Genomic DNA, 17564 nt, shown 5'->3' with positions numbered 1-17564 from the left:
CCGCCAATGATAATAAATCTCATTTCCCAGCAATGGCAATCGACCGCATCCACGGAGATCGCATGACTTCCTCGCCCGTCACCCCATCGGCCGTCGACGACGCCCCCGACTGGCCCGCCGCCTTCGTCCGCCGCTATCTCGACGCCGGCCACTGGCAGGACCGGAGCTTCGCCGAAGCCCTGGCCGCCAGCGCCGCGCGCCATCCGCGGCGGATCGCGCTCTGCGACGACGACCAGCGGCTCAGCTATGCCGACCTGCTCCAGCGCTGCCGCCGCCTGGCAGCCGGACTGCGCCAGGCCGGCCTCGCACATGGCGACACGGTGGTGCTGCACCTGCCCAACGGCATCGCCTTCGTCGAGACCTGCTTCGCCCTGTTCCAGCTCGGCGTACGCCCGGTGCTCGCCCTCCCCGCCCATCGCCAGCATGAGATCAGCGGTTTCTGCCGCTTCGCCGAGGCCAAGGCCTACATCGGCGCCGAACGGATCGACGGCTTCGACCCACGGCCGATGGCCCGTGAGCTGCTCGCCAGCGGCGCCTGCCGGATGGCGCTGATCCACGGCGAGGCCGAGGCGCCGCTGCAAGCGCTGGCACCGCTGTACCAGGCCGACGCGCTGGAAGACTGCGCCGCCCGCGCAGAGGATATCGCCTGCTTCCAGTTGTCCGGCGGCACCACCGGCACGCCGAAGCTGATTCCCCGGCGTCATCGCGAGTATCTCTACAACGTCCGCGCCAGCGCCGAGGTCTGCGGCTTCGACGAGCACACGGTGTACCTCACCGGGTTGCCGATGGCGCACAACTTCACCCTCTGCTGCCCCGGAGTGATCGGCACGCTGCTGGCCGGCGGCCGCGTGGTGGTCAGCCAGCGCGCCGATCCCGAGCATTGCTTCGCCCTGATCGCCCGTGAACGGGTCACCCACACCGCCCTGGTACCGCCGCTGGCGATGCTCTGGCTGGATGCCCAGGAAAGCCGCCGCGCCGATCTATCCAGCCTGCGTCTGCTCCAGGTCGGCGGTTCCAGGCTCGGCAGCAGTGCCGCGCAACGCGTCGCACCGGTGCTCGGCTGCCAGTTGCAACAGGTGCTGGGAATGGCCGAGGGGCTGATCTGCTACACCCGCCTGGACGATCCGCCCGAACGCGTGCTGCATACCCAGGGCCGGCCGCTGTCGCCGGACGACGAAGTGCGGGTGGTCGACGCCGAGGGCCGCGAGGTCGGCCCCGGCGAGGTCGGCGAACTGACCGTGCGCGGTCCCTACACCATCCGCGGCTACTACCGCCTGCCCGAACACAACGCCAAGGCCTTCAGCGCGGACGGCTTCTACCGCACCGGCGACCGGGTCAGCCGCGACAAGGACGGCTACCTGGTGGTGGAGGGCCGCGACAAGGACCAGATCAACCGCGGCGGCGAGAAGATCGCCGCAGAAGAGGTGGAGAACCTGCTGATCGCCCATCCGCAGGTGCACGACGCCACCGTCGTGGCGATGCCCGACAGCCTGCTCGGCGAGCGCACCTGCGCCTTCGTCATCCCGCGCCAGCCGGCGCCCTCGGCGCTGAAGCTGAAGCAATACCTGCACGCCTGCGGGCTGGCCGCGTTCAAGGTGCCGGACCGCATCGAGCTGGTCCCGGCCTTCCCCCAGACCGGCATCGGCAAGATCAGCAAGAAGGACCTGCGCGAGCGCCTGCGCCGCGAGCTGGAGGCCCGCGCATGAGCGCCGCCTGGGTCCGGCCGTTCCGCCTGACGCCGATGCCGCGCCTGCGCCTGGCCTGCTTCCCCCATGCAGGCGGCAGCGCCAGCTTCTTCCGTAGCTGGAGCGAACGCCTGCCGCCAGACATCGACCTGCTTGCCCTGCAGTACCCGGGTCGCGAGGACCGCTTCAACGAGGCGCCGGCCACCCGCCTGGAGGACCTCGCCGACGGCGCCGCCCTCGCCCTGCGCGATTTCGCCGACGCGCCCCTGGCGCTGTTCGGCCACAGTCTCGGCGCGGCGCTGGCCTACGAAACCGCCCTGCGCCTGGAAAGCGCCGGCGCGCCGCTGCGCCACCTGTTCGTCTCCGCCCATCCGGCACCGCACCGGCAACGCGGCGGCGCGTTGCACCGCGGCGACGAGGCGGCGCTGCTGGAGGACGTCCGCCGCCAGGGTGGCGCCAGCGAGCTACTCGAGGACGCCGACCTGCGCGCGCTGTTCCTGCCGATCCTGCGCGCCGACTACCAGGCAATCGAGACCTACCGACGGGCGCAGCCCATCGCCCTGGCCTGCGCCCTCGACGTCCTCCTCGGCGAGCACGACGAGGAAGTCAGCGCCGCCGAGGCGCAGGCCTGGAGCGACGCCAGCCGGACTCCCGCCAGGCTGCGGCGCTTTCCTGGCGGCCACTTCTACCTGAGCGAGAGGCGCGACGCGGTGATCGAGCACCTGCTGCGCCGCCTCGCACATCCCGACGCCCTTTCCCGAGAGGTTGCATGATGAAAACTCCCGAAGACTGCACCGGCCTGGCGGACATCCGCGAGGCCATCGACCGGATCGACCTGGATATCGTCCAGGCCCTCGGCCGCCGCATGGACTACGTCAAGGCGGCGTCGCGCTTCAAGGCCAGCGAAGCGGCGATTCCGGCGCCCGAGCGGGTCGCCGCGATGCTCCCCGAGCGCGCCCGCTGGGCCGAGGAAAACGGACTCGACGCGCCCTTCGTCGAGGGACTGTTCGCGCAGATCATCCACTGGTACATCGCCGAGCAGATCAAGTACTGGCGCCAGACACGGGGTGCCGCATGAGCCGGCTGGCGCCCCTGAGCCAGTGCCTGCACGCCTTGCGCGGCACCTTCGAGCGCGCCATCGGCCAGGCGCAGGCGCTCGATCGTCCGGTGCTGGTGGCGGCGTCGTTCGAGATCGACCCATTGGACCCGCTGCAGGTATTCGGTGCCTGGGACGACCGGCAAACGCCCTGCCTGTACTGGGAACAGCCCGAGCTGGCGTTCTTCGCCTGGGGCTGCGCCCTGGAGCTGCAAGGCCACGGCGAACAGCGCTTCGCCCGGATCGAGGAAAACTGGCAATTGCTCTGCGCCGACGCCGTGGTCGAGGGCCCGCTGGCGCCGCGCCTGTGCGGCGGATTCCGCTTCGATCCGCGCGGCCCGCGCGAGGAACACTGGCAAGCCTTCGCCGATGCCAGCCTGATGCTCGCCGGCATCACCGTGCTGCGCGAGGGCGAACGCTACCGGGTACTCTGCCAACACCTGGCCAAGCCCGGCGAAGATGCCCTGGCCCTGGCCGCCTACCACTGCTCGGCGCTACTGCGCCTGAGGCAGCCGGCCAGGCGCCGGCCCTCGGGGCCGACCGCTGGCGCGCAGGGCGACGCTTCGGCGCAGGAGCGCAGGCAATGGGAAGCCAAGGTGAGCGACGCGGTAAGCAGTGTCCGCCAGGGACGCTTCGGCAAGGTCGTGCTGGCCCGCACCCAAGCCCGGCCTCTCGGCGACATCGAGCCGTGGCAGGTCATCGAACACCTGCGCCTGCAACATGCCGACGCCCAGCTGTTCGCCTGTCGCCGCGGCAACGCCTGCTTCCTCGGCGCCTCCCCGGAACGCCTGGTCCGCATTCGCGCCGGCGAGGCGCTCACCCATGCCCTGGCCGGGACCATCGCCCGCGGCGGCGATGCCCAGGAAGATGCGCGGCTCGGACAGGCCCTGCTGGACAGCGCCAAGGACAGGCACGAACACCAGTTGGTGGTGGAGGCGATCCGTACGGCCCTGGAACCCTTCAGCGAGGCGCTGGAAATCCCCGATGCGCCTGGCCTGAAACGACTGGCGCGAGTCCAGCACCTGAACACGCCGATCCGCGCCCGCCTCGCCGACGCAGGCGGCATCCTGCGGCTGCTGCAGGCGCTGCATCCGACCCCCGCGGTGGGCGGCTACCCACGCAGCGCGGCGCTGGACTACATCCGCCAGCACGAAGGGATGGATCGTGGCTGGTACGCCGCGCCGCTGGGCTGGCTCGACGGCGAAGGCAACGGCGATTTCCTGGTGGCGCTGCGCTCGGCCCTGCTCACGCCGGGCCGGGGCTACCTGTTCGCCGGCTGCGGTCTGGTAGGCGATTCGGAACCGGCCCACGAGTATCGCGAAACCTGCCTTAAGCTCAGTGCCATGCGGGACGCTCTGTCCGCCATAGGCGGCCTGGACGAAGTGCCCTTGCAGCGCGGCGTCGCCTGAAAACGAAGACCCCCTGCGGCCCGAGGGCGGCAGGGGGTCTTCGAAGGTCTGCCCGTGGCGCGGACGGGCCGCGCCGCAAGGGCGTCGCTTAGAACGGAATGTCGTCGTCGAAGCTGTCGTAGTCCTGGGCCGGTTGCGGCGCCGGTTGCTGCTGCGGGGCCGGACGCGACTGTTGCTGCGGGGCCTGCTGCGGGCGCTGCATGGGCTCGCGCGGGGCGCGCTGCGAATCGTCGCCGGAGGGGCGGCCGCCGAGCAACTGCATGTTGCCGTTGATGTCGACCACGATCTCGGTGGTGTAGCGATCCTGACCATCCTGGCCCTGCCACTTGCGGGTGCGCAGGCTGCCTTCGACGTAGACCTGGGAACCCTTGCGCAGGTACTCGCCGGCGATCTCCGCCAGGCGGCCGAAGAACACCACGCGGTGCCATTCGGTGCGCTCCTGTTGCTGGCCGGTCTGCTTGTCCTTCCAGCTCTCGCTGGTGGCGAGGGTGATGTTGGTCACCGCATTGCCGTTGGGCATGTAGCGGGTTTCCGGGTCACCACCGACGTTACCAACCAGAATGACTTTGTTAACCCCACGGGCCATGACGTTCTCCTAAGGTTCAGCATCCGCCCGGCGCGGCCTGGGCCAGGCGCTCGAGGGCGGTGCGATCCACTTGTTGGGTATCCACTTTGACATAGGCGGCGGCCTCCTCGGCCACCACCACGGCGTCTGCCACACCGGGCAACGCCCTGAATCGCTGGACCAGCACCGCGTCCTGCAGCGCGGCGGGCGCGAGCGGCAGGCGAATGCTGGTCACATAAGGCGGTTCGCGCATGGTAACAGCAATCGCCAGCCAGAGGGCAGCGAGCACCGCGCATCCGATGAACACCATGCTCAGCCCGCCGTGCTGGAACATCCAGCCGCCGAGGATGCCGCCCAGCGCCGCGCCGAGGAATTGGCTGGTGGAATACACCCCCATCGCCGTGCCCTTGCCGCCGGCCGGCGAGACCTTGCTGACCAGCGACGGCAACGAGGCTTCGAGCAGGTTGAAGGCAGTGAAGAACACCACCGTGCCGACCACCAGCATGGCCAGGCTGTGACCGAAGACCAGGAAGAACAGTTCGCAGGCCAGCAGGGTCGCCACCGCGCCGGTCAGCACGCGCTTCATGCGACGCTTCTTCTCGGCGTAGATGATGAACGGCACCATGCCGAAGAAACCGACCAGCAGCGCGGTCAGGTAGACCCACCAGTGCTGCTCCTTGGGCAGGCCACCCTCGTGCACCAGCGCCAGCGGCAAGGCGACGAAGCTGGCCATGAGGATGGCGTGGAGGATCAGGATGCCGGCGTCCAGGCGCAGCAGGTCGCCGTGCTTCAGGGTCGGCAGCAGGGCCTGGCGCGCCACGCTGGATTCGCGGTGCTGGGTCATGTGGTCCGGCTGTGGGACGAAGAACAGGATCAGCAGCAGGCCGACCAGCGCCATCCCGGCGGTGAACCAGAACAGCCCATGCAGGCCGAACAGATGGGTCAGCACCGGGCCGAGCACCATGGCCACGGCGAAGGAGACGCCGATGCTCATGCCGATCATCGCCATCGCCTTGGTCCGGTGCTGCTCGCGGGTGAGGTCGGAGAGCAGTGCCATCACCGCCGCCGAGATCGCCCCGGCGCCCTGCAGGACGCGGCCAGCGATCACCCCCCAGATGGAGTCGGCATTGGCCGCGAGGGCCGCGCCGGCGGCGAAGATCAGCAGCCCGACGACGATCACCGGGCGCCGGCCGATGCGGTCGGAAATGGTCCCGAAGGGAATCTGCAGGATCGCCTGGGTCAGGCCATAGGCGCCGATGGCCAGGCCGATCAGCGCCGGGGTCGCGCCGGCCAGGTCCTGGCCGTAGGTGGCCAGCACCGGCAGGACCATGAACATGCCGAGCATGCGGAAGGCGAATACCAGTGACAGCCCGACGGCCGCTCGCGTTTCGGTACCGCTCATCCGCTCAGTATGTGAGTCGTGCATAACACCCTCATGGAAGAAACCGCTGCAGGGCAAGGCCTCATGCCCCTGCCGATGGCGCCGCCGCCCGCTCCTGGGCGGCCGGGGCAATGCCCGCGCCGGAAAAATGCCGCGCATTCTACCAGTCCGCCCCCTCGCGGCACAGGCGCGCCACTTTGCCGCGCGCTAGCGGCCAGCCGTATAATCAGCGGTTTTCGCCCGCCATGCGAGGCCGCTGTGGATAAGATCCTGATTCGTGGGGCGCGTACCCACAACCTGAAGAACGTCGACCTCACACTGCCACGCGACAAACTGATCGTGATCACCGGTCTTTCCGGTTCCGGCAAGTCTTCCCTGGCTTTCGACACGCTCTATGCGGAAGGCCAGCGGCGCTACGTGGAATCCCTCTCGGCCTACGCCCGGCAGTTCCTGTCGATGATGGAGAAGCCGGACGTGGACACCATCGAAGGGCTGTCGCCGGCGATTTCCATCGAACAGAAGTCCACTTCCCACAACCCACGCTCCACCGTGGGTACGATCACCGAGATCTACGACTACCTGCGCCTGCTTTATGCCCGCGTCGGTACCCCGCGCTGCCCGGACCACGACATCCCGCTGGAGGCGCAGACCGTCAGCCAGATGGTCGACCAGGTCCTGGCCCTGCCGGAAGGCAGCAAGCTGATGCTGCTGGCGCCGGTGATCCGCGAGCGCAAGGGCGAGCACCTGGCGGTGTTCGACGAGATGCGCGCGCAGGGTTTCGTCCGCGCCCGGGTCGACGGCAAGCTCTACGAACTCGACGAAGTGCCGAAGCTGGACAAGCAGAAGAAGCACAGCATCGATGTGGTGGTGGACCGCTTCAAGGTTCGCGCGGACCTCCAGCAACGCCTGGCCGAGTCGTTCGAGACCGCCCTGTCCCTGGCCGACGGTATCGCCCTGGTAGCACCGATGGACGAGGACGAGGATGTCGAGGAGATCATCTTCTCGGCGCGCTTCGCCTGCCCGGTCTGCGGCCACTCGATCAGCGAGCTGGAACCCAAGCTGTTCTCCTTCAACAACCCGGCCGGCGCCTGTCCGACCTGCGACGGCCTCAGCGTGAAGCAATTCTTCGACGCGCGCCGGGTGGTCAATGGCGAGTTGACCCTGGCCGAGGGCGCGATCCGCGGCTGGGAGCGGCGCAACGTCTATTACTTCCAGATGCTCGGCTCGCTGGCCCAGCATTACGGCTTCAGCCTGGAAGAACCCTTCGACGAACTCGGCGCCGAGCACCAGAAGGTGGTGCTCTACGGCTCCGGCCGGGAAAACGTCGACTTCCGCTATCTCAACGACCGCGGCGACATCGTCAAGCGTTCGCATCCCTTCGAAGGCATCCTGCCGAACCTTGAGCGGCGCTACCGCGAGACCGAGTCGGCCACGGTCCGCGAGGAGCTGGCCAAGTTCCTCAGCACCCAGCCCTGCCCGGATTGCCACGGTACCCGCCTGCGCCGCGAGGCGCGGCATGTGTGGGTCGGCGACCGGACGCTGCCGGCGATCACCGCGATGCCGGTCGGCGAGGCCTGCGAGTATGCCGCCGGACTCAGCCTGACCGGCCGCCGTGGCGAGATCGCGGCGAAGATCCTCAAGGAAATCCGCGACCGCCTGCAATTCCTGGTCAACGTCGGCCTCGACTACCTGACCCTCGACCGCAGCGCCGACACCCTGTCCGGCGGCGAAGCCCAGCGCATCCGCCTGGCCAGCCAGATCGGCGCCGGCCTGGTGGGAGTGATGTACATCCTCGACGAACCCTCGATCGGCCTGCACCAACGCGACAACGAACGCCTGCTCGGCACCCTCACCCACCTGCGCAACCTCGGCAACACGGTGATCGTGGTCGAGCACGACGAGGACGCGATCCGACTCGCCGACTACGTCGTCGACATCGGTCCGGGGGCCGGCGTGCACGGCGGCCAGGTAGTGGCGGAAGGTACGCCCGACCAGGTGATGAACCACCCCGACTCGCTGACCGGCAAGTACCTTTCCGGGCGCAAGAAAATCGCGGTTCCGGCCAAGCGCACCCCGCGCGACAAGAAGAAGCTGCTGAAGCTGAAAGGCGCCCGCGGCAACAACCTGCAGAACGTCAACCTGGAAATCCCGGTCGGCCTGTTCACCTGCATCACCGGGGTCTCGGGCTCCGGCAAGTCGACGCTGATCAACAACACCCTGTTCCCGATCACCGCCACCGCGCTGAACGGCGCGACTACCCTGGAAGTGGCGCCGTACGACTCGTTCGACGGCCTGCAGCACCTGGACAAGGTGGTCGACATCGACCAGAGCCCGATCGGTCGTACCCCGCGCTCCAACCCGGCGACCTATACCGGCCTGTTCACGCCGATCCGCGAACTGTTCTCCGGCGTGCCGGAGGCCCGCTCGCGCGGCTACGGTCCCGGCCGCTTCTCGTTCAACGTCAAGGGCGGCCGTTGCGAGGCCTGCCAGGGCGACGGCGTGATCAAGGTGGAGATGCACTTCCTGCCGGACATCTACGTTCCCTGCGACGTCTGCAAGGGCAAGCGCTACAACCGCGAGACCCTGGAGATCCGCTACAAGGGCAAGAGCATCCACGAGGTGCTGGAGATGACCATCGAGGAAGCCCGCGAGTTCTTCGACGCCGTCCCCACCCTGGCGCGCAAGCTGCAGACACTGATGGACGTCGGCCTGTCCTACATCAAGCTGGGCCAGAGCGCGACCACCCTCTCGGGCGGCGAGGCACAGCGGGTCAAGCTGTCCCGCGAGCTGTCCAAGCGCGACACCGGCAAGACCCTGTACATCCTCGACGAACCGACCACCGGCCTGCATTTCGCCGACATCCAGCAACTGCTCGACGTGCTCCACCGCCTGCGCGACCACGGCAACACCGTGGTGGTGATCGAGCACAACCTGGACGTGATCAAGACCGCCGACTGGCTGGTCGACCTCGGCCCCGAGGGCGGCTCCAAGGGTGGCCAGATCATCGCCAACGGCACGCCAGAGCAGGTGGCCGAGATGCCCCAGTCGCACACCGGCCACTTCCTCAAGCCGCTGCTGGAACGCGATCGCGCCTGATTGCCGGGCGCTCATGAAAAAGCCCCTGCGACCGTGAGGCGCAGGGGCTTTTTCGTATCCGCGGGGTAGGGTCAGATCTGCGATTGCAGGTAGTTCTCCAGGCCCATCCTGGCGATCAGGCCAAGCTGTTGCTCCAACCAGTAGGCGTGGTCTTCCTCGGTGTCGGCCAACTGGGCCTTGAGGATGTCGCGGCTGACGAAGTCCTTGTGCTGCTCGCAGAGGGCGATGCCCTTGGCCAGCGCGGCGCGGACATGGCGCTCGAGCTTGAGGTCGGCCTCGAGCATCTCCGGCACCGTGGTGCCCGGGTGGATATCGTCGGGACGCATGCGCGGCGTACCTTCGAGCAGGAGGATACGGCGCAGCAGGGCGTCGGCATGCTGGGTCTCCTCCTCCATCTCGTGGTTGAGGCGCTCGTAGAGCTTGCTGAAGCCCCAGTCCTCGTACATGCGCGAGTGGATGAAGTACTGGTCGCGCGCGGCCAGCTCGCCGGTCAGCAGCGTGTTGAGGTAATCGATGACTTCCGGATGGCCTTGCATCGGGGGGCTCTCCCTGGAGAAAACTAGGAATCTAGCCGCATATGCTCCCGGCTCCGCCTGATCCGGGTCAAGCCAATGCAGATAAAAAAGCCCCCTTCCTAGGAAGGGGGCCGGGGGCCTCATCAGGCCATCAGTCCAGCTTCAGGCCGAGGGCGTCGGCGACGCCTTTGCCGTAGGCCGGATCGACCTTGAGGAACAGGCCGATCTGGCGACGCTGGATCTGTTCCGGTACATCGCGGATGTCTTCGGCGATGTTGGCGAACAACCGCTGCTTCTGCTCGTCGGTGAACAGATGGAACAGCGCGGCGGGCTGGCTGTAGTAGTCGTCGTCCACCCGGTGGTTCCAGTGGTCCGCCGCGCCCTCCAGGCTCAGCGGCGGCTCGGAGAAGTCAGGCTGCTCCTGCCACTGGTTGAAGCTGTTCGGCTCGTAGGTGACGCGCTGATGGGCGTTGTTGCCGTCCACCCGCATGCCGCCATCGCGGTGGTAGACCTGGTGCGGGCAACGCGCGGCGTTCACCGGGATCTGGTGGTGGTTGACGCCCAGGCGATAGCGATGGGCGTCGCCGTAGGAGAACAGACGGCCCTGGAGCATCTTGTCCGGCGAGAAACCGATACCGGGCACCACGTTGGCCGGCGTGAAAGCGGCCTGCTCGACCTCGGCGAAGTAGTTGTCCGGGTTACGGTTCAGCTCGAAGAAGCCCACTTCGATCAACGGGTAGTCACCGTGGGGCCAAACCTTGGTCAGGTCGAACGGGTTGTAGCGATAGGTGGCCGCTTCCTTCTCGGGCATGATCTGCACGTACATCTTCCAGCGCGGGAAGTCGCCTTTCTCGATGCTCTCGTACAAGTCGCGCTGCGAACTCTCGCGGTCCTGGGCGATCACTTCGGCGGCCTCGGCGTTGGTCAGGTTCTCGATGCCCTGTTGGGTCTTGAAGTGGAACTTGACCCAGAAGCGCTCGTTGTTCGCATTGATGAAGCTGAAGGTATGGCTGCCGAAACCATGGATGTGCCGATAGCTCTTCGGCAGGCCGCGGTCGCTGAAGTCGATGGTCAACTGATGCAGCGACTCGGGGAGGTGAGAGAAAAAGTCCCACTTGAAGGTCGCATTGCGCAGGTTGGTGCGCGGGTCACGCTTCACCACGTGGTTGAGATCGGGGAACTTGAGCGGGTCGCGCAGATAGAACACCGGGGTGTTGTTGCCGACCAGGTCCCAGTTGCCCTGCTCGGTGTAGAAACGCATGGAGAAGCCGCGGATGTCTCGCTCGGCATCCGCCGCGCCACGCTCACCGGCGACGGTGGAGAAGCGCAGGAACATATCGGTCTTCTTGCCGACCTGGGAGAAGATCTTCGCCCGGGTGTAGGGGGTGATGTCATGGGTGACGGTGAAGGTGCCGTAGGCCGCGGAGCCTTTCGCATGCATGCGTCGCTCGGGGATCACTTCGCGATCGAAGTGGGCGAGCTTCTCGAGGAACCACACGTCCTGCAGCAACATCGGGCCACGCGGACCGGCGGTCTGCACGTTCTGGTTATCGACCACCGGTGCGCCAGCGGCAGTGGTCAGGCGGGTCTTCTCTTCCATTTACTCTCTCCTCAACGGCTAACGTGCTATGAAGCGAAGCGGCTACACGGAAATCATCAGCGTGGACCAGGGATTGGCGGAGGACAACCTGTCGGCTGAACCAAGCGCCCTTTGCATTGATCTCGCTTATCCGAACGTAGCTTTTCGTAAAAGCAGGTTAAGGATAAATGACAGCCCTCCCACAATCCAATTTATTAAAGACAGCGAGCCGATAGATAAAAACTTTAAGGCAGGTAATAAAAAACCGGGCCTGGGCCCGGTTTCTTGTGCAGCAGATGCCTTATTCGGCAGCTTCTACGACTTCACCGCCGACAGGACGATCAACCAGCTCGACGTACGCCATGGGGGCGTTGTCGCCAGCGCGGAAACCGCACTTCAGGATGCGCAGGTAGCCGCCCGGACGGTTGGCGTAGCGCTTGCCCAAGTCGTTGAACAGCTTGCCAACGGCAGCTTTCGAACGGGTACGGTCGAAAGCCAGGCGACGGTTGGCGACGCTGTCTTCCTTGGCCAGGGTGATCAGCGGCTCGGCAACGCGACGCAGTTCCTTGGCCTTGGGCAGGGTGGTTTTGATCAGTTCGTGTTCGAACAGCGACACCGCCATGTTCTGGAACATAGCCTTGCGGTGCGCGCTGGTGCGGCTCAGGTGACGACCACTTTTACGATGGCGCATGGTTCAATTCCTTTCCAAACTTTACGTTCGGTAGTTACGACGATCAGGCAGTGGCCTTGTCGTCTTTCTTAAGACTTGCCGGCGGCCAGTTATCGAGGCGCATACCGAGGGACAGACCACGGGAAGCCAGAACGTCCTTGATTTCGGTCAGGGACTTCTTGCCCAGGTTCGGCGTTTTCAACAGTTCCACTTCGGTGCGCTGGATCAGGTCACCGATGTAGTAGATGTTTTCCGCCTTCAGGCAGTTGGCCGAACGTACGGTCAGTTCCAGGTCATCGACCGGGCGCAGGAGGATCGGATCGATCTCGTCTTCCTGCTCTTCAACGACGGGTTCGCTGTCGCCCTTGAGGTCCACGAACGCTGCCAGCTGCTGTTGCAGGATGGTAGCGGCGCGACGGATAGCCTCTTCGGGATCCAGAGTGCCGTTGGTTTCCAGGTCCAGGACCAGTTTGTCCAGGTTGGTGCGCTGCTCGACACGGGCGTTTTCCACCACGTAGGAGACACGACGGACCGGGCTGAACGATGCGTCGAGCTGCAGACGGCCGATGCTGCGGCTTTCGTCTTCATCGCTCTGACGTGCGTCGGCAGGCTCGTAGCCACGGCCACGAGCTACCTTCAGCTTCATGTTCAGCGCGCCGTTGTCTGCCAGGTTGGCGATAACGTGGTCACCGTTGATGATCTCAACATCGTGATCCAGCTGAATATCGGCAGCAGTCACAACACCCGAGCCCTTCTTAGCCAGGGTCAGCGTCACTTCATCACGACCGTGCAGCTTGATGGCCAGACCTTTCAGGTTCAGCAGGATCTCGATTACATCTTCCTGCACACCTTCGATCGCCGAGTACTCGTGGAGTACGCCGTCGATCTCGGCCTCGACCACTGCGCAGCCAGGCATGGAGGACAACAGGATGCGACGCAGCGCGTTGCCCAGGGTGTGACCAAAACCACGCTCGAGAGGCTCGAGCGTGATCTTGGCGCGGGTTTGACTGACCACCTGCACATCGATGTGGCGGGGGGTCAGGAACTCATTTACCGAACTCTGCATGGATGCACCTATTTTCTAGCCCTTACTTGGAGTAGAGCTCGACAATCAGGTTTTCGTTGATATCAGCGGACAGGTCGCTGCGAGCCGGAGCACTCTTGAAGGTACCAGCCTTCTTGTCGAGGTCGACTTCGACCCACTCGACGCGACCGCGCTGGCCACAGAGTTCCAGAGCCTGAGCGATACGCAGCTGGTTCTTCGATTTTTCGCGAACAGCTACGACGTCACCGGCCTTCACTTGGTAGGAAGGGATGTTGACGGTCTGACCGTTGACGGTGATGGCCTTGTGGGATACCAGCTGGCGGGATTCCGAACGAGTGGAACCGAAGCCCATGCGGTATACGACGTTGTCCAGGCGGCACTCGAGCAGTTGCAGCAGGTTCTCACCGGTAGAACCCTTGCGACGGGAAGCTTCCTGGTAGTAACCGCGGAACTGACGCTCCAGCACGCCGTAGATGCGACGTACTTTCTGCTTTTCACGCAGCTGCAGACCGTAGTCGGACAGACGGCCACGACGCTGGCCATGCTGGCCAGGAACGTTTTCAGCCTTGCACTTCGAGTCGAGGGCGCGGGCGCCGCTCTTCAGGAACAGGTCGGTGCCTTCACGGCGAGACAGTTTGCACTTGGGACCAATGTAACGAGCCATTTCTCACTGTCTCCTATTACACGCGACGCTTTTTCGGCGGACGGCAGCCGTTATGCGGGATCGGGGTTACGTCGGTGATGCTGGCGATCTTGTAGCCGCAAGCATTCAGAGCGCGAACGGCGGACTCGCGGCCCGGGCCCGGGCCCTTGACGTTGACGTCCAGGTTCTTCAGACCGTATTCCAGGGCAGCCTGGCCGGCACGCTCGGCCGCTACCTGGGCAGCGAACGGGGTGCTCTTACGCGAGCCGCGGAAACCGGAACCACCGGAGGTCGCCCAGGACAGTGCGTTGCCCTGACGGTCGGTGATGGTCACGATGGTGTTGTTGAAAGACGCGTGGATATGGGCGATCCCATCGACCACTGTCTTTTTGACTTTCTTACGGGGACGAGCAGCAGGTTTTGCCATGACTAGATTCCTACGCGATTACTTGCGGATCGGCTTACGCGGGCCCTTGCGGGTACGCGCGTTGGTCTTGGTACGCTGACCGCGAACCGGCAGACCGCGACGATGACGCAGACCGCGGTAGCAACCGAGGTCCATCAGACGCTTGATGTTCATGTTGATTTCGCGACGCAGGTCACCTTCGGTGGTGATCTTCGCGACTTCGTTACGCAGCTGATCGATCTGCTCGTCGCTCAGGTCCTTGATCTTGGCAGCCGGGTTTACGCCGGTGGCTGCGCAGATGCTCTGAGCAGTAGTGCGACCAACACCATAGATGTAGGTCAGCGAGATAACAGTGTGCTTGTTATCCGGAATGTTGACGCCTGCAATACGGGCCATTCAGAAAAACTCCAATTGACAGCTACCCTGCGCCCAGGAAGCCAAGAAAGGGCGCGGATATTAGCGCTGTAATAGCAAATAATCAACCCGGCAGCACACTAGCTGCCGGGTTATCACGCGTGGATCACAATCAGCCTTGGCGCTGCTTGTGACGCGGTTCCGCGCTGCAGATCACCCGCACGATGCCATCGCGACGGATGATTTTGCAGTTACGGCACAGCTTCTTGACCGATGCACGAACTTTCATCACCAACTCCTCGAACCTTACGGGTCTATCAGCGCAGCATGCCGCTGCCGTAGCCCTTCAGGTTGGCTTTCTTCATCAGGGATTCATACTGGTGAGAAACGAGGTGAGATTGCACCTGGGCCATAAAGTCCATGACAACCACGACCACGATCAACAGCGAGGTCCCGCCAAGATAGAACGGCACGTGCGCCGCAACCACCAGGAACTGGGGCAGCAGGCAGACAGCCGTCATGTACAGAGCACCGAACATGGTCAAACGGGTCAGCACGCCATCGATGTAGCGAGCGGACTGTTCGCCCGGACGGATGCCCGGAATAAATGCACCGGACTTCTTGAGGTTCTCCGCCACGTCCTTCGGGTTGAACATCAGCGCTGTATAGAAGAAGCAGAAGAAAACGATCCCTGCAGTGAACAGCAAGATGTTCAGCGGCTGCCCCGGAGCGATCGCTTGCGCGACGTCCTGCAACCAACCCAAGCCTTCCGACTGACCGAACCAGGAGCCCAGGGACGCCGGGAACAGCAGGATACTGCTGGCGAAAATCGCGGGAATCACACCCGCCATGTTCACCTTCAACGGCAGATGGCTGGTCTGCGCTGCAAACACCTTGCGGCCTTGCTGGCGCTTGGCGTAATGCACCGCGATGCGACGCTGGCCACGCTCGATGAACACCACGAACGCGATGATCGCCACGGCCAGCAGGCCGACGCCGATCAGAGCGAAGATGTTGATGTCACCTTGACGGGCAGACTCGAAAGACTGACCGATGGCGCGCGGCAGGCCTGCAACGATACCAGCGAAGATCAACATCGAGATGCCGTTGCCGACACCGCGCTCGGTGATCTGCTCGCCCAGCCACATCATGAACATGGCACCAGCCACGAAGGTGGTGACAGCCACGAAGTAGAAGCCGAAGTCGTTGGAGAAGGCTACGCCCTGGCTGCCCAGGCCAACGGACATGCCGATGGCCTGGACCAGTGCCAGGACTACAGTACCGTAGCGGGTGTACTGGCTGATCTTGCGACGCCCAGACTCACCCTCTTTCTTCAACTGCTCCAGCTGCGGGCTGATAGCGGTCATGAGCTGCATGATGATCGATGCCGAGATGTACGGCATGATCCCCAGTGCAAAGATACTCATGCGCTCCAGCGCGCCGCCGGAAAACATGTTGAAGAGGCTAAGAATGGTCCCCTCGTTCTGCCGGAACAGTGCCGCCAAGCGATCGGGGTTGATGCCCGGAACTGGGATGTGCGCGCCGATCCGATAGACGATGATCGCCAGGAACAGGAAACGCAGACGTGCCCAGAGCTCGGACAGACCGCCGTTGCTTAGCGCAGAGAGAGCACCTTGCTTAGCCATTTAGTCCTCGAATTTACCGCCAGCTGCTTCGATAGCCGCACGCGCACCCTTGGTGGCGGCGATACCTTTCAGGGTGACCGCACGACCAACTTCGCCGGACAGCATGACTTTGACGCGCTGTACGTGCTGGTTGATCAGGTTGGCATCCTTCAGGGTCTGCAGGCTGACGACGTCGCCTTCGACCTTGGCCAGTTCGGAGGTGCGCACTTCAGCACGATCCATGGCCTTCAGGGAAACGAAGCCGAACTTCGGCAGGCGACGGTGCAGAGGCTGTTGACCACCCTCGAAGCCCGGAGCGACCTTGCCACCGGAGCGGGAGGTCAGACCTTTGTGACCACGGCCACCGGTCTTGCCCAGACCGCTACCGATGCCACGGCCCGGACGGTGCTTTTCGCGACGGGCACCCGGCGCGGAACGCAGATCGTTCAGTTGCATGGATTAACCCTCCACACGCAGCAGGTAGTAGGCCTTGTTGATCATGCCGCGGTTCTCAGGAGTGTCCTGAACTTCGACGGTATGATTGATGCGACGCAGGCCGAGACCCTTGACGCAAGCCTTGTGGTTGGCCAGACGGCCGTTCAGGCTCTTGACCAGAGTGACTTTGACAGTTGCCATGGTTAGAGAATCTCCTCGACGCTCTTGCCACGCTTGGCCGCTACTGCTTCCGGAGCCTGCATGTTCTTCAGGCCCTTGAAGGTGGCGTAAACCACGTTCACCGGATTGGTGGAGCCATAGCACTTGGCCAGGACGTTCTGCACACCAGCCACTTCCAGAACGGCACGCATGGCGCCGCCGGCGATGATGCCGGTACCTTCCGAAGCCGGCTGCATGTACACCTTGGAGGCGCCATGGGCGGACTTGGTCGGATACTGCAGGGTGGTGCCGTTCAGATCGACTTGGATCATGTTGCGGCGAGCGGCTTCCATTGCTTTCTGGATGGCGGCCGGCACTTCACGCGCCTTGCCACGACCGAAACCAACGCGACCCTTGCCATCACCCACCACGGTCAGTGCGGTGAAAGCGAAGATACGGCCACCTTTTACGGTTTTGGCGACGCGGTTAACCTGAACCAGCTTCTCGATGTAGCCTTCGTCGCGCTTTTGCTCGTTGTTTGCCATAACTTAGAACTCCAGTCCGCCTTCACGAGCGGCATCAGCCAGCGCTTTCACACGGCCGTGGTACTTGAAGCCAGAACGATCGAACGCCACCTGGGTGACGCCGGCCGCTTTGGCGCGCTCGGCGACCAGTTGACCAACTTTCTTGGCTGCATCGATGTTGCCGGTGGCACCTTCGCGCAGGTCTTTGTCCAGGGTCGAGGCGCTGGCCAGGACCTTGCCGCCGTCGGCCGCAATGACCTGGGCGTAAATGTGCTGGGAAGAGCGGTACACGCAGAGGCGTACGGTTTCCAGCTCGCGCATCTTCAGGCGTGCCTTGCGAGCGCGACGCAGACGGGTTTCTTTCTTGACGCTCATTT

The 17564-nt window shown here is 64.5% G+C and carries 20 protein-coding genes; 5 read left to right on the top strand and 15 right to left on the bottom strand.

The window, feature by feature from the left end; genetic code table 11:
• Nucleotides 1-62 precede the first annotated feature (62 nt).
• The 4 genes from pchD to pchA are packed head-to-tail and all read left to right on the top strand — an operon-like array spanning nt 63 to nt 4190.
• The gene (gene pchD / locus M6E97_RS00285; protein ID WP_023091008.1) at nt 63-1706 is read left to right on the top strand and encodes a pyochelin biosynthesis salicyl-AMP ligase PchD; all 1644 of its coding nucleotides are present in this window, start codon (nt 63-65) and stop codon (nt 1704-1706) included.
• Nucleotides 1703-2458: a pyochelin biosynthesis editing thioesterase PchC gene (pchC, locus tag M6E97_RS00280; protein WP_023091007.1), complete on the top strand. Its 756-nt coding sequence runs from the start codon at nt 1703-1705 to the stop codon at nt 2456-2458. The genes pchD and pchC overlap by 4 nt, the downstream gene beginning before the upstream one ends.
• Nucleotides 2458-2763 (top strand): isochorismate lyase PchB, encoded by a 306-nt coding sequence (gene pchB, locus M6E97_RS00275; RefSeq protein ID WP_003106950.1) that lies wholly within the window; start codon nt 2458-2460, stop codon nt 2761-2763. Before pchC ends, pchB begins: the two co-directional genes overlap by 1 nt.
• Complete coding sequence (gene pchA / locus M6E97_RS00270) at nt 2760-4190, top strand: isochorismate synthase PchA (RefSeq protein ID WP_023099164.1); 1431 nt, start codon at nt 2760-2762, stop codon at nt 4188-4190. Before pchB ends, pchA begins: the two co-directional genes overlap by 4 nt.
• 88 nt (nt 4191-4278) lie before the next feature.
• On the opposite strand, the gene ssb is transcribed toward pchA, so the two are convergent.
• A complete protein-coding gene (gene ssb, locus M6E97_RS00265; RefSeq protein ID WP_003114685.1) occupies nt 4279-4776 on the bottom strand; it encodes a single-stranded DNA-binding protein in 498 nt (165 codons plus the stop codon).
• Nucleotides 4777-4792: 16 nt separating this feature from the next.
• Entirely contained in the window at nt 4793-6181 is a 1389-nt protein-coding gene (locus M6E97_RS00260; protein ID WP_003103910.1) for an MFS transporter, read from the bottom strand.
• 213 nt (nt 6182-6394) lie between these two features.
• On the opposite strand from M6E97_RS00260, the gene uvrA reads away from it, so the two are divergent.
• The gene (gene uvrA, locus M6E97_RS00255; RefSeq protein WP_267262498.1) at nt 6395-9232 is read left to right on the top strand and encodes an excinuclease ABC subunit UvrA; all 2838 of its coding nucleotides are present in this window, start codon (nt 6395-6397) and stop codon (nt 9230-9232) included.
• A gap of 71 nt (nt 9233-9303) precedes the next feature.
• On the opposite strand, the gene bfr is transcribed toward uvrA, so the two are convergent.
• The 13 genes from bfr to rplR all read right to left on the bottom strand — a co-directional run bounded on the left by bfr (nt 9304) and on the right by rplR (nt 17562).
• Nucleotides 9304-9768: a bacterioferritin gene (bfr, locus tag M6E97_RS00250; RefSeq protein ID WP_003093668.1), complete on the bottom strand. Its 465-nt coding sequence runs from the start codon at nt 9766-9768 to the stop codon at nt 9304-9306.
• Nucleotides 9769-9898: 130 nt separating this feature from the next.
• On the bottom strand, nt 9899-11347 hold the full coding sequence (gene katA, locus M6E97_RS00245; protein WP_003103909.1) for a catalase KatA: 1449 nt from the start codon (nt 11345-11347) through the stop codon (nt 9899-9901).
• Nucleotides 11348-11627: 280 nt separating this feature from the next.
• Complete coding sequence (rplQ, locus tag M6E97_RS00240; RefSeq protein WP_003093672.1) at nt 11628-12017, bottom strand: 50S ribosomal protein L17; 390 nt, start codon at nt 12015-12017, stop codon at nt 11628-11630.
• Nucleotides 12018-12060: 43 nt separating this feature from the next.
• The gene (locus tag M6E97_RS00235; protein ID WP_003093675.1) at nt 12061-13062 is read right to left on the bottom strand and encodes a DNA-directed RNA polymerase subunit alpha; all 1002 of its coding nucleotides are present in this window, start codon (nt 13060-13062) and stop codon (nt 12061-12063) included.
• A gap of 22 nt (nt 13063-13084) precedes the next feature.
• A complete protein-coding gene (gene rpsD / locus M6E97_RS00230; protein WP_003093678.1) occupies nt 13085-13705 on the bottom strand; it encodes a 30S ribosomal protein S4 in 621 nt (206 codons plus the stop codon).
• Between the two features lie 16 nt (nt 13706-13721).
• Nucleotides 13722-14111 carry a 30S ribosomal protein S11 gene (rpsK, locus tag M6E97_RS00225; RefSeq protein ID WP_003093689.1) on the bottom strand — a complete coding sequence of 130 codons (390 nt, stop codon included), beginning with the start codon at nt 14109-14111 and terminating at the stop codon, nt 13722-13724.
• A gap of 18 nt (nt 14112-14129) precedes the next feature.
• On the bottom strand, nt 14130-14486 hold the full coding sequence (rpsM, locus tag M6E97_RS00220; protein WP_003093692.1) for a 30S ribosomal protein S13: 357 nt from the start codon (nt 14484-14486) through the stop codon (nt 14130-14132).
• A 130-nt stretch (nt 14487-14616) separates the two neighbouring features.
• Nucleotides 14617-14733 (bottom strand): 50S ribosomal protein L36, encoded by a 117-nt coding sequence (rpmJ, locus tag M6E97_RS00215; protein ID WP_003093693.1) that lies wholly within the window; start codon nt 14731-14733, stop codon nt 14617-14619.
• A 28-nt stretch (nt 14734-14761) separates the two neighbouring features.
• Nucleotides 14762-16090 (bottom strand): preprotein translocase subunit SecY, encoded by a 1329-nt coding sequence (gene secY / locus M6E97_RS00210; RefSeq protein WP_003093694.1) that lies wholly within the window; start codon nt 16088-16090, stop codon nt 14762-14764.
• Nucleotides 16091-16525: a 50S ribosomal protein L15 gene (rplO, locus tag M6E97_RS00205; RefSeq protein ID WP_003093695.1), complete on the bottom strand. Its 435-nt coding sequence runs from the start codon at nt 16523-16525 to the stop codon at nt 16091-16093.
• A 3-nt stretch (nt 16526-16528) separates the two neighbouring features.
• Nucleotides 16529-16705 carry a 50S ribosomal protein L30 gene (rpmD, locus tag M6E97_RS00200; RefSeq protein ID WP_003093696.1) on the bottom strand — a complete coding sequence of 59 codons (177 nt, stop codon included), beginning with the start codon at nt 16703-16705 and terminating at the stop codon, nt 16529-16531.
• Nucleotides 16706-16707: 2 nt separating this feature from the next.
• Nucleotides 16708-17208, bottom strand: coding sequence for a 30S ribosomal protein S5 (gene rpsE / locus M6E97_RS00195; protein ID WP_003093697.1), 501 nt, complete (start codon nt 17206-17208; stop codon nt 16708-16710).
• 3 nt (nt 17209-17211) lie between these two features.
• On the bottom strand, nt 17212-17562 hold the full coding sequence (gene rplR, locus M6E97_RS00190) for a 50S ribosomal protein L18 (protein WP_003093698.1): 351 nt from the start codon (nt 17560-17562) through the stop codon (nt 17212-17214).
• Nucleotides 17563-17564 lie beyond the last annotated feature (2 nt).

Origin of the sequence: Pseudomonas sp. B111, assembly GCF_026428275.1 — a bacterium.
In the GTDB taxonomy this organism is placed as follows: Bacteria; Pseudomonadota; Gammaproteobacteria; order Pseudomonadales; family Pseudomonadaceae; genus Pseudomonas; species Pseudomonas aeruginosa.
Note: the sequence above shows the minus strand (reverse complement) of the source record. Positions and strands in the feature narration are given on the sequence as shown.